This window comes from Candidatus Nanosyncoccus alces (assembly GCF_004138395.1).
In the GTDB taxonomy this organism is placed as follows: domain Bacteria; phylum Patescibacteriota; class Saccharimonadia; order Saccharimonadales; family Saccharimonadaceae; genus Nanosyncoccus; species Nanosyncoccus alces.
The window spans coordinates 48,849-62,285 of the sequence record NZ_PRLM01000006.1 but is presented as its reverse complement, the minus strand read 5'-3'; the positions used below and the strand labels follow the sequence as shown (position 1 = coordinate 62,285).

Annotated in this window: 17 protein-coding genes and 1 tRNA gene; 6 read left to right on the top strand and 12 right to left on the bottom strand. The window is 41.8% G+C overall.

Annotated features, from left to right (window positions below):
• Positions 1-2: 2 nt before the first annotated feature.
• From rplA to rplK, 5 genes are all read right to left on the bottom strand, one after another.
• The gene (gene rplA, locus G3RUM_RS02950; RefSeq protein ID WP_338140562.1) at positions 3-920 is read right to left on the bottom strand and encodes a 50S ribosomal protein L1; all 918 of its coding nucleotides are present in this window, start codon (positions 918-920) and stop codon (positions 3-5) included.
• A 133-nt stretch (positions 921-1,053) separates the two neighbouring features.
• On the bottom strand, positions 1,054-1,533 hold the full coding sequence (locus tag G3RUM_RS02945) for a hypothetical protein (RefSeq protein WP_129735216.1): 480 nt from the start codon (positions 1,531-1,533) through the stop codon (positions 1,054-1,056).
• Entirely contained in the window at positions 1,508-2,533 is a 1,026-nt protein-coding gene (locus G3RUM_RS02940) for a hypothetical protein (protein ID WP_129735214.1), read from the bottom strand. The genes G3RUM_RS02945 and G3RUM_RS02940 overlap by 26 nt, the downstream gene beginning before the upstream one ends.
• Before the next feature lie 203 nt (positions 2,534-2,736).
• On the bottom strand, positions 2,737-3,414 hold the full coding sequence (locus G3RUM_RS02935) for a 5'-methylthioadenosine/S-adenosylhomocysteine nucleosidase (RefSeq protein WP_164998352.1): 678 nt from the start codon (positions 3,412-3,414) through the stop codon (positions 2,737-2,739).
• A 129-nt stretch (positions 3,415-3,543) separates the two neighbouring features.
• Complete coding sequence (gene rplK / locus G3RUM_RS02930) at positions 3,544-3,972, bottom strand: 50S ribosomal protein L11 (protein ID WP_129735210.1); 429 nt, start codon at positions 3,970-3,972, stop codon at positions 3,544-3,546.
• A 157-nt stretch (positions 3,973-4,129) separates the two neighbouring features.
• Here rplK and G3RUM_RS02925 point away from each other — a divergent pair, with 157 nt between their 5' ends.
• Entirely contained in the window at positions 4,130-4,627 is a 498-nt protein-coding gene (locus G3RUM_RS02925) for a hypothetical protein (protein ID WP_129735208.1), read from the top strand.
• A 50-nt stretch (positions 4,628-4,677) separates the two neighbouring features.
• Here G3RUM_RS02925 and nusG read toward each other — a convergent pair whose 3' ends face one another.
• Genes nusG through G3RUM_RS02905 form a run of 4 tightly spaced genes read right to left on the bottom strand, consistent with a single transcriptional unit; the run spans position 4,678 to position 8,396 of the window.
• On the bottom strand, positions 4,678-5,226 hold the full coding sequence (gene nusG, locus G3RUM_RS02920; RefSeq protein ID WP_129735206.1) for a transcription termination/antitermination protein NusG: 549 nt from the start codon (positions 5,224-5,226) through the stop codon (positions 4,678-4,680).
• 9 nt (positions 5,227-5,235) lie between these two features.
• On the bottom strand, positions 5,236-5,619 hold the full coding sequence (gene secE / locus G3RUM_RS02915; protein WP_129735204.1) for a preprotein translocase subunit SecE: 384 nt from the start codon (positions 5,617-5,619) through the stop codon (positions 5,236-5,238).
• A 50-nt stretch (positions 5,620-5,669) separates the two neighbouring features.
• Positions 5,670-7,412, bottom strand: a complete 1,743-nt coding sequence (locus G3RUM_RS02910) for a glycogen/starch/alpha-glucan phosphorylase (RefSeq protein ID WP_164998351.1) — start codon at positions 7,410-7,412, stop codon at positions 5,670-5,672.
• 21 nt (positions 7,413-7,433) lie between these two features.
• Positions 7,434-8,396 carry a hypothetical protein gene (locus G3RUM_RS02905; protein WP_129735200.1) on the bottom strand — a complete coding sequence of 321 codons (963 nt, stop codon included), beginning with the start codon at positions 8,394-8,396 and terminating at the stop codon, positions 7,434-7,436.
• Positions 8,397-8,448: 52 nt separating this feature from the next.
• Here G3RUM_RS02905 and G3RUM_RS02900 point away from each other — a divergent pair.
• Positions 8,449-8,523 (top strand) — tRNA-Gln (locus tag G3RUM_RS02900).
• A 360-nt stretch (positions 8,524-8,883) separates the two neighbouring features.
• Here the strand turns inward: G3RUM_RS02900 and G3RUM_RS02895 are convergent.
• On the bottom strand, positions 8,884-9,501 hold the full coding sequence (locus tag G3RUM_RS02895; protein WP_129735198.1) for a hypothetical protein: 618 nt from the start codon (positions 9,499-9,501) through the stop codon (positions 8,884-8,886).
• A 623-nt stretch (positions 9,502-10,124) separates the two neighbouring features.
• Positions 10,125-10,877 (bottom strand): hypothetical protein, encoded by a 753-nt coding sequence (locus G3RUM_RS02890; protein ID WP_129735196.1) that lies wholly within the window; start codon positions 10,875-10,877, stop codon positions 10,125-10,127.
• A 221-nt stretch (positions 10,878-11,098) separates the two neighbouring features.
• On the opposite strand from G3RUM_RS02890, the gene G3RUM_RS02885 reads away from it, so the two are divergent.
• Positions 11,099-11,296 (top strand): hypothetical protein, encoded by a 198-nt coding sequence (locus G3RUM_RS02885; RefSeq protein ID WP_129735194.1) that lies wholly within the window; start codon positions 11,099-11,101, stop codon positions 11,294-11,296.
• The gene (locus tag G3RUM_RS02880) at positions 11,293-11,523 is read left to right on the top strand and encodes a hypothetical protein (protein ID WP_129735192.1); all 231 of its coding nucleotides are present in this window, start codon (positions 11,293-11,295) and stop codon (positions 11,521-11,523) included. Before G3RUM_RS02885 ends, G3RUM_RS02880 begins: the two co-directional genes overlap by 4 nt.
• Here G3RUM_RS02880 and G3RUM_RS03815 read toward each other — a convergent pair.
• Complete coding sequence (locus G3RUM_RS03815) at positions 11,520-11,672, bottom strand: hypothetical protein (protein ID WP_164998350.1); 153 nt, start codon at positions 11,670-11,672, stop codon at positions 11,520-11,522. The genes G3RUM_RS02880 and G3RUM_RS03815 overlap by 4 nt on opposite strands.
• A gap of 352 nt (positions 11,673-12,024) precedes the next feature.
• Between G3RUM_RS03815 and G3RUM_RS02870 the strand changes: the two genes are divergently transcribed.
• On the top strand, positions 12,025-12,948 hold the full coding sequence (locus G3RUM_RS02870; RefSeq protein WP_129735188.1) for a hypothetical protein: 924 nt from the start codon (positions 12,025-12,027) through the stop codon (positions 12,946-12,948).
• A 140-nt stretch (positions 12,949-13,088) separates the two neighbouring features.
• Positions 13,089-13,430: a hypothetical protein gene (locus G3RUM_RS02865; RefSeq protein WP_129735186.1), complete on the top strand. Its 342-nt coding sequence runs from the start codon at positions 13,089-13,091 to the stop codon at positions 13,428-13,430.
• The last annotated feature ends 7 nt before the right edge of the window (positions 13,431-13,437 follow it).

Below are 13,437 nucleotides of genomic sequence, written 5' to 3'. Positions count from 1 at the left end.
TCTTAGTTGTATAGGTTTTCGATTGCGATAGAGGGGCCCATAGTCGTAGTAATAAATACTGACTTTACATAAGTACCCTTAAGCGACGCTGGTTTCTGTGCCTTTAGAGAATCAAAGAAAGCATTTGCGTTCTCGATTAGTTTATCTGCACCAAACGAAACTTTACCTACACCAATGTGCACAATCGCCTGCTTGTCTACACGGTATTCTACCTTGCCAGCCTTAGCTTCTTTTACAGCTTTCTCTACATCCATAGTTACGGTGCCGGCCTTCGGGTTTGGCATCAAGCCCTTAGGGCCAAGTAGGCGCGCAAATTTACCAAGCTTTGGCATATATTGTGGAGTAGAAATTAACACGTCAAAATCAATCGTACCCTTTTCTAGTTGTTTCAAGAATTCTTCATCTTCGGCAATATCGGCACCGGCAGCTTTCGCACCCTTGCAGATATCAGCTGGCGCAAATACGGCTACGCGTATAGTTTTACCGTTGCCATTTGGTAGTACCATGGTGGTACGAATATTTTGATCAGCCTGGCGTGGGTCTACGCCGAGACGTGCATGAACTTCTACGCTAGCATCAAACTTTACAGGGCTAGACTTAATAGCTAGATCGACAGCCTCTTTCAAAGTGTAATTCTTACCTTTTTCAATTAGCTTAGCAGCTTCTTGGTATTTTTTGCCACGGCGCTCGATTTTAGGACGAGTTACCGGAATAGCACCCTTTGGTTTTTCTACGACTTCAGCAGCCTTGCGTTCAGCCTTGCGAGCTTGGCGCTCTTCTTCGGCTTTTACTTCTTCGATATGTTTTTTGGATTTCTTACCAGATTTCGCAAAAGTCTCTGGCTCGGTTGTCTCTACGACTTCCTCCACTACCTCTGTAGCTTCGGTATTATCTAAGTTTTTAGCCTCTTCTTCGGCCATATTTCCCTTTCTGTGGTGCTAGCGGATTCTCTCCTCCCACGGTTAAATTAACTTCCCATATTATATCAAAAAATCTTCATTTTTGCAAGAAAAAGCCCCTCTTGAAGAGGGGTAAATAAAGGCGTGATGGATTTTATGTCTCGTCAGAGTCGTTCCCGGGGCTTTCCCCAGGCTCTTCTTTGTGCTCTTCGGCTGCTGATCCACTGGGATTCAACAACTGAATCCCCTTGCCGGAGTCGCATCCGTGCTCTCCACCTGTCGTCGAATCGGCGTCTGCGGTCTGTTCTCTGTCTTTTGACATGATCTTCATCATAAGCAGCAGACCCAGAGGGCTGCTACCGCCGCCGAGAAAATTGAGACCTTCGCCTGCAGGATTCATCATAGACGAGAGCAGCAATAGCTGCCTGAAATCTGATTTGAACGGGGTACTTTCTCCGGAAAAGTTAAGCCCTTCGCCGAATAGCCCACTCTCAGAGAGCAACAGGAACGGCATCAGGCTTTGCATATCAAAAGGGAGGTCGTCCTCCAGCGGTTTTACACCCTCTTCAAAATATGTATTGTTTTGTACCGTGTCGTTTCGCGTCGGATTATTCGAAAATTCTCCAGACATCATGGCCGGCCACCATCAGCATTTTGCCGATTCCGTCGCCGTCGCCGAATAATCCTTTGACTCCGTTATCGCCGGTAAAGCTGTCCAGTAGGCAGACCACCTTGGTATACAGCTTCCAGCCCAGCAGATTTTCGACGGGCACTAGAGTACGAACTTCGCTCTCTTTCGGTGCGATCGCCTTGATACGCCCATCGGCGCAGACCTCCTCGACGAAGCAGTATTTGCCGTCGTCTCGCTTGATCATTTCGCCGACTTTTACCTTGGTGTCAGGCATCAAGAAAATCGGGAAATCGCCGAGCTTCATGTCGCCGGTGTTGATGATCTTCTTCTTGTCATAGACATGCAGACTGCCGTCATCTGTTTTTACGGCTACGCCGAGCATAGTACAAACCAAGTTCGAGTCGTTATTTGGCCCGAACTCCATAGTGGTCCCGAACAGATTAATCTTGTTTTTCAAATTGACACACGTCCTTTCATTATTTGTTTGGCTCATAGATTTAGGCGTTTCTTGGGTACTATCTTCGGTTTTCGATTCGTTTTGTGCGGGTTTAAAGACACAGAACGCCTCGAGATTAGGAATCTTAAACACTACGTCGAAATCAGCCATATCCGAATACCAATCAATGTCTGAATGGTCTTCAAAATATGAAGGTAGATCATCGTGTACAAGACTCTCGGCCCTCGGCGAGAACCGTAGCTCTTCCGCTTCGTAATTTAGATTTAAATCGGTAAGAGATATCTTTCCAACTGATTCTGTTGCATTAACCCCCCACCGATCTTTACTTGGTATGTAGATTTGACAAGAAAATTCGTTTAATAACCCGTAGCCATTAAATTCCATAGCACAGCCACAGTCGTTGCAATATATGTCAAGATAGACAGAATCGCTAAACAAATCTCCAAGTTTTTCTCCATTATTAAATTCAATGAAGTTCCCGCAGCCGGGGCATTTTACCCCAGAGAATTTCAGTCCAAAAAAACTATTTAAATCTTCAACAGTCATAAAATCTTAATCACCTCCTTTTTAAGATACTTAAGTAGAATTTACTTACAATAACAGTCCCCAGAAACTCTAACCTACAACTTTATTTTAACACATAAATGCTCTTTTGGCAAAAAAACGGGCTCAAAAGCCCATATCCTGCCGTTATAGCACACTTTAGACTTCTGTCAATATGTGTAAGCAAAAAGGCCGCTTTCGCGACCTTAAAGGATACAACGTGCAATTACTTCGACGCAGGCCTTAGCAGCACTCGTGACATTTTGTTCAAAAGCTTCCTCGCCTTCATTTACACCGTCCGATACGGCCTTAATAAAACTGCATGGAACATTGTTCTTGTTGCAAGTGATCACGATTGCAGCGGCTTCCATCTCGCAGACGTCGGCCCCAAACTCTTCTCTAAGCTTCCGCTTTGGCTTTCCGGGCCCCACGAATTTATCTGCGGAAGCGCAAACAAATTCCGGAAGTTCGTCAAAACACGCCTGCGGCAGGGCATCTGCCTTGGGCGAAAGGAATAAATCTTTCTGGTTTGGGTATCTTCCTACCGGATATTTTTTACCGACGGATAGATCAAAACCGTAATGTACGATCTTTCTTACCGTCCCAACCACTTGTGCCGAAAGTCCTTCATGCAACCCGCCGACCACGCCGTAATTGATAATCTTATAGACATTGCATCTATCAATAAGACATTGGGTGGCAGCAGCCGCGGCGATTTCTCCGTATCCACTCTCTATGAGATAGACTTCGGCCGGATATTTGTTCCACGCCCACACTTCATATCCGTGGCCTTCACCGAAATGGTATGTAGGCGCTCCGAAGACCTCGAAGAACTGCATCACTTCAGGCTCTACCGCTACAACAATTCCGATTTTTTCTTTCATAGTCATTCCCCCCAATGACAAAATTTAATGTACGTGCTGACGCGCGCAGTAACATTCTAACATAAAACCACTAAAAATCAACCTACAAAAATCCACCCCTGTATCAGGAGTGGATTTCTTAGAGACAAATTAGTCTACAACTTCTACGCCCATCGAGCGTGCCGTACCGGCCACAATCTTAATTGCGCCCTCGATATCTACTGCGTTCAATTGATCCATCTTCTTCTCGGCGATCTCTTGGAGCTGAGCTTTGGTAATTTTACCAACCTTATCTACGTTTGGCCTACCACTGCCTTTTTCAATCTTAATCGCTTCGCGAATTAGGTCATCTACTGGCTGGCCTAGACTCTTCCAGTCAAACGTGCGGTCTTCAAACACTCGAATGTGTACAATCACATTCTTCCCCATCAAGTCCTTAGTTTTTTCATTGAATGGATTGATGAAATCCATCATATTAAGGCCCCACTGGCCCAAGGTAGAACCTACCGGAGGCCCTGCTGTAGCGCGCCCTGCCGGGATGCGTAGTTTCAAATTACCGATAACCTTTTTCTCTGCCATCGCAATATCCTTATTAAAGTTGATAGTTTAGAAGCAATATGTAACTTCTCTATTCTACCCCTATTTAGCGCCTTTGTCAATAGTTTAGTCTTGACAAAAACCAGAAAAGATGATTCAATAAAGATAAGGTAAAGTCCACGAAAGGAGCTGGTAGGTCATGAAAAATGGCACAGTGGACAAGTACATTAACATATCTGTCGATAAGCTACACGAGCTACGCCGGAATCTGATTCGCGATATTGCCATCGGAGAAAGAGAGCGACGCGACCGCAAAAAGATGCGACCCCGTTCGGGCTGGATCTGGAATTCTTTCGGAACAGGCTTCTGGTTGAGTATTGTACTGCTAGGTGCGTTTATTTACGCTATCCATGCAAGCATAATAACAAATTACCATATAATAATTTTCGTTATTATCGTAATTGCAATTCTCCTCAGCAACGGCATTGATGAGACGAACAAGAAGATTGAGATTCGTCAGACTGGAGAAAAAGATGTTGATTCCATCCTTGAAACTGGGATCGGCCACGCGAGAAGATATCTCAAAGAAATCGATGAATTACTACTCGATGCTGGTGAAATTCATATTGACACCGACAGCGAGATTAGCCAGGTCATCGCTGACCTTGACGCAGCCTCGTCCGCCAAAGACAGATAAATACTAAAAAAGACCGCCCCCGGCGGTCTTTTCGCTTGCCCTGTATAAACTTAGTTTAATTGCTTTACCTGCAATGCATCTAGCTCCACTGGCGTTTCACGGCCAAACATTGAAACCATCACCTTTAGCTTACCCTTAGCGGCGTCAATTTCAGAAATTGACCCATCAAAGCCCTTGAAAGGACCATCGGTAATCGATACTACTTCACCCACTTCATATTTCACCGAGAACTTCGGATCTTCTACGCCCATTCGCTTCTTAATCTTAGCGATTTCTTTTTCAGATACCGGAGTTGGTTGCGTGCCAGTGCCGATGAACCCAGTTACGCCAGGGGTATTACGGATGATATACCACGTTTCATCCGATAATTTCATGTCTACTAACACATAGCCCTGCAAAATTTTACGATCTACGATTTTGCGCTTGCCGTTTTTAATCTCAATTTGCTTTTCTTTTGGTACTATTGCTTCAAAAATCTTGTTTGCCATTTCTACTGTGTTAGTGCGCTGGTTTATAGAATCTGCTACCTTATCCTCGTAGCCAGAGTAGGTAGAAATTGCGTACCATGCACGGGTATCATCGTATCTGTTTACTGCCATTTTATCTCCTTATCCTAAAATTAAATTAAATAACCAAGTAAAGAACAAATCAAGAAGCGAAATGAAAATCACAAAGATCGCTGTATAAACCAATACCGCCAATACCATTTTCCAAGTTGCTTTGCGATTTGGCCAACGTACTTGGCGAAGTTCTCTCCATGAATCGCGGATATATCTCCCTAGATATACAAACGGCCGGAACAATATGAACGGGTTCTTATTGGTTCTCTTCTCTGTCGTTACTCTCTTCTCGGCAGCTTTTTTGTCTTTTCTTTTAGCTTTTTCAGATTTTTTGTCTTTCACAATGACTTTTTTGCGAGTAATTGCCGGCTCGTCCGCCTCTTCCTTTTTAGAAGGACCGTCACTTGCCTTAATTCTTGTAATTTTAGCCATCCTACTCCTTTTATTAAAAAAAGTCTGACACCAGACTTGTCAATAGTATACTACGCTGGGAACAAATAGTCAAGGTAATCTTTTAGCATTCTACTACCAGAAATCACTGGCAAATACGCCTTCAGTTGCTGTTGCAAAATATATTCCAAGTCAAAATCGTTTTCACTAGCAATCAGAGCCTCTTCCATCCGCTGGTACAGCATATCCAATTCCTCTTCTTCGTCGACTCCGGACACGTTAAGATATGAATTGGCTGAAGCATCTGCTACACCACCATCGTGAGTAGAAATTAAGAAATTCAAGTTTGCCACGTCTTTCATCCAAGATGTGCCGCAAGCCTCTAAGCCCACAATTGGCACATTGATTGCAGCATTAGAACCGACTGATAATCCATAAGCTAATTTTTCGTCATAATCTGGAATATAATGCACATGGCCACGTAAATAATCATCCGTCGACACTACGTCTAGCAACTTCCTTAGCTTCTCTCTCATCGTCTTGTCGCCAGCGTGCACACGCCCAGCAATGACGTAATGCGCATTGTGTCTTTCCAAGATATTGCGCAACCTTACCGGGTCGCGGAATGGCAATTCTGGCCGCTTGTAATCCACGAATCTTCGCTTGAAGTCGAAAATAAAATCATCATTACCAAACTCCAAAACCCTGCCATTGTGGTCTGGCCGCTCTTTCAAAATATCATTTAGTACTTTGCGCCCAGCCTTTTTTAGGTCTCGGATTTCACCGCTGCTCAAATTCTCTATTTTTTCAGCATAATCTCCAGATGGCATGTTATATTCGTCCAAAATCCCAAAACTACGATAAAATTCCATAATCTCCGGCAATGCCCAAGTATCCATGTCTATGCCATTAGTCACTGCCTTAAACTTTACTTTATTTCCGGCAATATCTCTATAATTAGCCACCCTAGCATGGAGCTTGGAAACTCCACTTCTAAGCTCGGCAATTTCAATAGTCACAGAAGATAACTTAATGCGTCCATCTGTAAACTTATCGGCTAGCCACTTTTTAACGGCCAACGATTTTAAATTCGGAAACACAAACCGCTCAAACTGTTCTTGGCTAAACTCCGCTTCAGCCGCCTGCACCAGAGTATGATTTGTATACAGGGTATGTTTTCGCGTATAGACCACTGCTTCGTAAAAATCCATTCCATTGCGCGCCAATTCGTCTAATCTTGCCAGAGCGGCAAAAAAAGTAGCCACTTCATTTAACTGCATGATAGCGGGCTTCAAACCCAAAAGTTTTAGTGCTGCATAACCACCAAATCCCAACGCAACTTCTTGGTACAACCGATGATCTGATCCGCTCATACCAGAATAAAGCTCGCCGAAATTCGGCTCCGTTATCGCGATGATGCGTGTGTTTTTGAATCTTTTCTCTATAACATCTAGTCTGCATAAGTTGTCACAACACTTTACATTTACTGTATCGATAAACTTAAAACCAAAATCCTTATAGTCCACTGGTACATGGTTATCTCGCACCGCGTCACCGTCTATCGTCTGGTGGGTTTCATATGGATAAAACGGTGTAATCAGTGCAAAAGGTATGTTCATCTTTTCGGCTACACGGCGAGTGTCGGCTGCTAGCACCCCCAATCCACCACCGCCCCGAATACCATTTTTTTGATCGTATAATTCTATTGTCCAATAAGTGTAAGGTCGCTCCGGCGAGATAGCCTTGGTTAGGTGATTCCGCTCTACCGCTTCATAAAAAAGCTCTACATCTTCAATATTTTCTAACGGATGATAAAAATACTGCCCATCGTCCATACTACTCATGATTATATCACACTAATACCAAAACTCTTTTGGTAATTTCTCCGCAATCCGCATATGGAAATCCCAGTCAAATCCATCTAGGCGCTCCGGATTTTTGGTCTTGAAGTATTTTTTGCGAATTTCATCCGCCGTCATAATCTCACCTGGGATTAAGCGGTACTTTTTATGAAAATTTAGCCCTCGTTTGTAACCTATAGGCGGCAATATTGCCAACGGCAAGAAATCACATTTTACTTCAGGATCAGAATACAATTTTAAGGCCAGTACAGACATTGTCGGAATAATATCTTCTTTTTTGTCATAGATGTCTTTATTTTTGAAAACTGTTGCCTGCCGCGTGGCTGAAGGTGCCACAAAAATCACACCACCATTTTTCATTGCTTCGCGGGACAAGTTCGTGTACATTTCACGGAATTCCTTTTTAATGCGAGTAGCATTGTCGTACAACTTAGTTCCTTCTTTGAGGCCAATTTTTTGCCAAGTGGCAGGAGTAATGGTTGGCGTAATGATGATACCAAGATCTTTTAAGCGCTCATAATTGGGGGCTAAAGCCTCGTACCAGGGTAGATTGACCGGAAAATACATTGGTTTGTCGCCCATAATGTCGAACTTCATCATTGCTAATCGCATAATTTCGCCTAGCGAAGGGTGGTTAAAACCTATCACTAAACCATTTTTTATATTCCGCGGGGCACCACTATAATCACCAGGAGCAAATTTCTTAAGCAGATGTACGATTTTCTTGTGAGCCGCCTTCATATGTTTATCGTGATTGTTCTTCGGCCCCGTAGAATTAATAAAATAATTCGCCGCAGCGTTACAAATTTTCCCAACTTTTACCATTTCTTTACGCAAGTTCTCCGCGCCTAGAGTGGTCAATAGGGAGTAATTTTCGTGCTGAATCTTATCAATTATTTCTTCTGCCGAAAGTGTATCGAGTTCTTTTTTGGTAAAAACATTTTTCTTTTTTGCCATAATAGGTTCATTATAGCATTATTTAAAATTTTATGGTAAAATATAAAAAGCTTGGGGTGTCGCCAAGTGGTAAGGCAGCGGGTTCTGGTCCCGCCATCCGTGGGTTCGAGTCCTACCACCCCAGCCATATTGAAACGTCACCTAGGAGTACGAGATGGCGTAAGGAAAACCCCTGATTTATCGGGGGTTTTCTTTTTTATATAATTGTTTTGTAGTAAAATATCATATTTACTTGCACCATTATTTTGAACGGGCAATTAAATACATATTTAAATGTGATTGCTTGCACCATTATTTGTGTTTTTTGGTGCAATTATTTTCAAATTTGAATTTTAAGTTAAGTCATTTGGCAGTGCACCGAAATATGTGTTTGACCAAGAGTATTTTCAATTTTTGTTGATGCACTGCCTATATTAATAATATCATAGTATAACCGATTAAACGATTTAACCCGGAGCATAATAGCCCCGGGTGGTTTTGAAAAGTATCATTGTCGCCTACCGTGTGAATGTTCACCGCAGGATATTTTTGCGTTATTGGATATACGGACATCGCCAAATGCTCGCGCCGTGCCAAAAATCTCAGCACTGCCATATACCCATGCCTTACCGTAAACACGAGCTTTACCATAAACGATAGCATCTTCGTGAACCCAAGTGGTTCCATAAACCCTAGAAGCTCCGTAGACAATCGCTTTATCATAAACCAATGCTTTATCAAAGACTTTGGCATTACCATAGATTTGAGCTTTACCGGCAATATGTGCAGTTCCGTATACTCTAGCGTTACCATATACCCAAGCGTAGTCGTAGACATAGCTGTTTCCGTAGACTACTGCGTTGCCGTAAATACGAGCATAACCGCAAACACGAGCCTCTCCGGAAACTTGGGCATCTCCGTAAACCTCAGCATTACCGTAAACCCATGCTTCATAAGCAACCCAAGCTGTTCCGTAATGTGAGAGATTTCTCTTTTTCTCTATCCATCCGCCAAGATCGCCGACTTTAACACCCCATTCAGGAATATCTATCAAAGCCTCAATCCGATGGAGAGTATGTCCATCTGCATTAATGGTTTCTTTCGTAAGACGATACTTCTTTTGCATTAAGGTGCACCCCCTGATTGTATTATCCTAACGCATTTTGAAATGTGTTAGGAATGGTAAAATCGCGGGGTAACCAATATGGGGCGAGAAACAAACTGAATAATCAATCCATATCCCGCCCTAATTAGCATTTTAGCTATGAAATTATTAAATAACAGGGTCGCCGCTGACCTTATTTATATATTATCATATTTTGGTAAAACAGTCAAAGTATAAACAGCTGCAAGAGGTAAGTAACATTTTCAGAAAATTTTGTGCTTTAAAATTCAGTAAATGATATAATGGTAGTGTAATAATCAATTAATGTAGGAAATAATTGCATTAATTTATCTGTTATTACGTCCCTTGCGGTGTCGAGTTTTGTATAACTAGAATCTTCAATCTTCTGACACCGCAACCTTTTTGTTGTTAAGCGTAATTTTTATGATAAACTAATATCAATGAGCACTCCGAGAAAACCAAAGAAATATTCTCGGCGTAATCAAACATGCCGAAGAAATGAGCGCATAATACAAAGAGCCATATTTAAACTAATTAACGCTCATCGGGGAAGAATAACAACAAGGCAGGTTATCAAAGAAACGAAGCTATCAAAAAGAACAATAAATACACACTATCCGACTTTATCCAAAGCTCCGGAGGATTACCTTATGATATATCCTGAAATCCGAGCAGGTGATTTCTCTTGCAAATACAGATTTTAAGACTGGTTCTTTGAAAACATCCGATAAGTCTTGAGAACAACCCCTGTCACCTCTATTGATATTCAATGCGTCTTTTACGGGCACGAGCGAACCATTTGGTAATCCCAAGGCTAATTTCATCATCTTATACGAATAAGAATTGGCTTGGAACTTGCGTATTGGGGTATTGTTGATGCATAAGATTGGGTTGCCTTTTCTTTCTTTTATATGTAATACAAAAAACGAATTGTCGCTTGTTTTAGACGAAGTATACTCTTTAAAAACATCATCGAGGCATTCCTTAGATTGTTCCGAAAATACAAGCGGATACCTTTTCTGTTCTGATAGTTTCCTAACAATAGATGTTAATTCGGCTTCACTTTCATATTCGCTTAGCTTCTTTTGTTTGAAGGCTGCTTTGAGAACCTTTTCAGGTGTTTCAAAATAGGTTTTTTCGCAGAAGCCAAAACATCTATATTTGTATTGCAATATTTCTAATAATTTTGTTATTTGGCTCGGCTCTACATACTCGTAAAGAGGCTTCTTTTGTGCCGAAGACGAACTCGGATATGGACCCTTGGTCATAAACATGGAAGAAAAATCAAAATGATGTCCATAGTCCTTCGGCGGCAGAAACTCCCTAAGGGCGAACAATAGGCATGTCATTTCATATTTGAATTCATCCGGTTCCATTTCTTATATTATACCATAATCCCAGAGAAAAAACATCTCGCCAGAGGCTCTGTGATGACGATTGCGGACGTTCTAACTCCCAAGCCGACAAGTTGTGTGTTCTGACGATAAAACTGCCAAAAACTCGTTCAAAATATGCCACAGGCATTTTTCGTTAAAATCATCAAAAAGGGCTTTATTTTTCTCGTATTTAGGAGCAAAATTTTTGTTTAATTATGAGAATGCCAAAATCCATCACCACCATGAAATATCTCGGTACAGATGGCGAATATCACTTCGAGATTGTCGATGACCTACAGTTTCCAAATCTCGAAGACAGGATGAATTACCTCGCCAGACTAGAGCGTAGGCTTTGGGCTGATGGTGAAATAGTTGAGCATTTATGGACTAGGACTTCTAGTAGTTGCGAGGTGATATGAAACTACTTCAGCCCGATATTTGCCAAAACTTCTATCGCTACGAACTAGTGCGTAGAAGCGGTAAGTATAACATGATTATGGAAGCAAGGCTTGCGATGATTGAGGCTGGACTGAGTGCGAAAGATTACGCGGACACGATCCGTCATTATTCCGAATACAAGTCGGCAATAGAAGATAACTTCGACTCGATAAATAATTTTATGGAGGTTTTTAGGTGCGACTCTTAGACTACGAGTGTCAGACTACTTTCTGGCAGGACTTCACTATTGCCGATAAGTTCGGATTTGGGGCGGTTAAAGATACTTATGAGAGGGCTAGGCAGGAGTGGGGTGACGATCGTGTATACGGTACCGAGCTCTCGATGGTGCTTAATCATAGGTGCTGGTATTACCACGAGCGGAACAATACTCTGAGCAAGCCATACTCCGACCTTTGGACTGAGTATCACGATTACGTGCTTGATAATTGGAAAGGAGAGGATTTGCAGTACTATCTACAAATAACGGATTGATAAAAATATTTTCAATGTAACCGTTATAATGACATAAGCCATTTATTTTTTATACCAAATAAGGTATAATAGTAGATGCTAAACTTATCAGTTTTAAAGTTTCAGACTTTTGAACAAAAGAAGGCGGCTATGTGCCAGCCAGAGTCAAAAGCCTGAGCTGATAAGTTTAGCGACTGCACATAGTCGCTAATTTTGTTGTAGGGGAGAAAGGTAAAATATGAAAAGCATACCAAAAAAATCTGGTCCAAGTGCCCACAAGAGCATCAAACAATTAGCTCTAAATAAAAGGTTTGCCGTCGGCGGCATAGTCGGATTTCTTATTATTCTGTTTGTTGCAATAGCATATTTCGCTAATAAACCAGTAGCAACTCGTGACGATTTTACTGGTTTAACTATTAATCAAGCTATCAGCTTAGCAGAAGAAAAAGGTATTTTGTATGATATTTACCAGAATGGATATTACGATAAAAATGCACAGGATGAACAGACTGTCACTTTTGTTAGTACCGTTTACAAAGCCAATGGAGAAATTGACTATGATTATAATAGATACACTTCTAATGGCTATGGCTTGCATAAGGGCGACAAAATTTCTTTTGAAACGACACATATAACTTCAAATCAGCAAAAGAATATAGATGCTTGCAAGCAGCTCGGAGATGATTATATATACCAATTTAAAGATGGTGGAGTGGCATGCGAAAAGAAAGAACCCCAAAAGGAGGAAACGGAAGAAGAAAAAGCATGGCGAGAGGCACATGGTGCTTGTAAAAAATACGGCGCAAATGCCTACGCAAAGACTTTGGATAGCTGTTATGTTGGCAACGAATATAAAGGCTCTGTTAGCGGGCAAGATGATGAGAAGACCAATACTGAAGCGACTGAGGAAAATGAACCTACGTCTGCTTCAACTTCAAATCAATCAAGTGATAAACCGTCCATAGATACCATAGCGGACGCATGTTGGGCATACGGTCAAAAGACGGGAGTTCATCTAACCGATTATGCCTCTACAAACATTGTGCAGGAAGGCAATTACTATCAGATTCTTATGTGGAATAAAGATAAAAGCGTTTGGAAATGTTGGTATAATCCATCAGACGGCGATGTTTTCATTGAAAAGACAAAGGATAATAGATAGGAGCAGTGATTATGGGAATAATAACAGGATCGCTCAATACACTATCTCATGGATTAGAAAAAATGGGTGGTTATTCCGAACCATTTGTCAGTCTGTCGGATAGCTCCGAACGAAGACTCCAAAAAAGAGTAAAAGAACACATGGCGAAAGGGTACCGACTTGTAGATGGCATCCATCGCGATAGGGATTGGGTTTATCGTTGTAGTATGCAACTCGACCCCGCCGTCTACGAACAAAAACAGACAGACGCTGTCGCCAAGAAGCAACAGGAAAAAGAGGCATGGGAAAACACTTCGACTACAAGTAAAGCGAAGATCTGTATCGGGTGTATCTTATTTGGTATAAGTTGTGTGTTTCCACCGTTATTCATATTGCTCGGCGGATGGCTAATATATGAATTTATTAAGTGGCTTCGAAATATTACTGGTAAGGTTAAGGAAGAGCAAGCCCCCAAGAAGAAAAATAAGAAAAAGCCTTCATAATTCGACT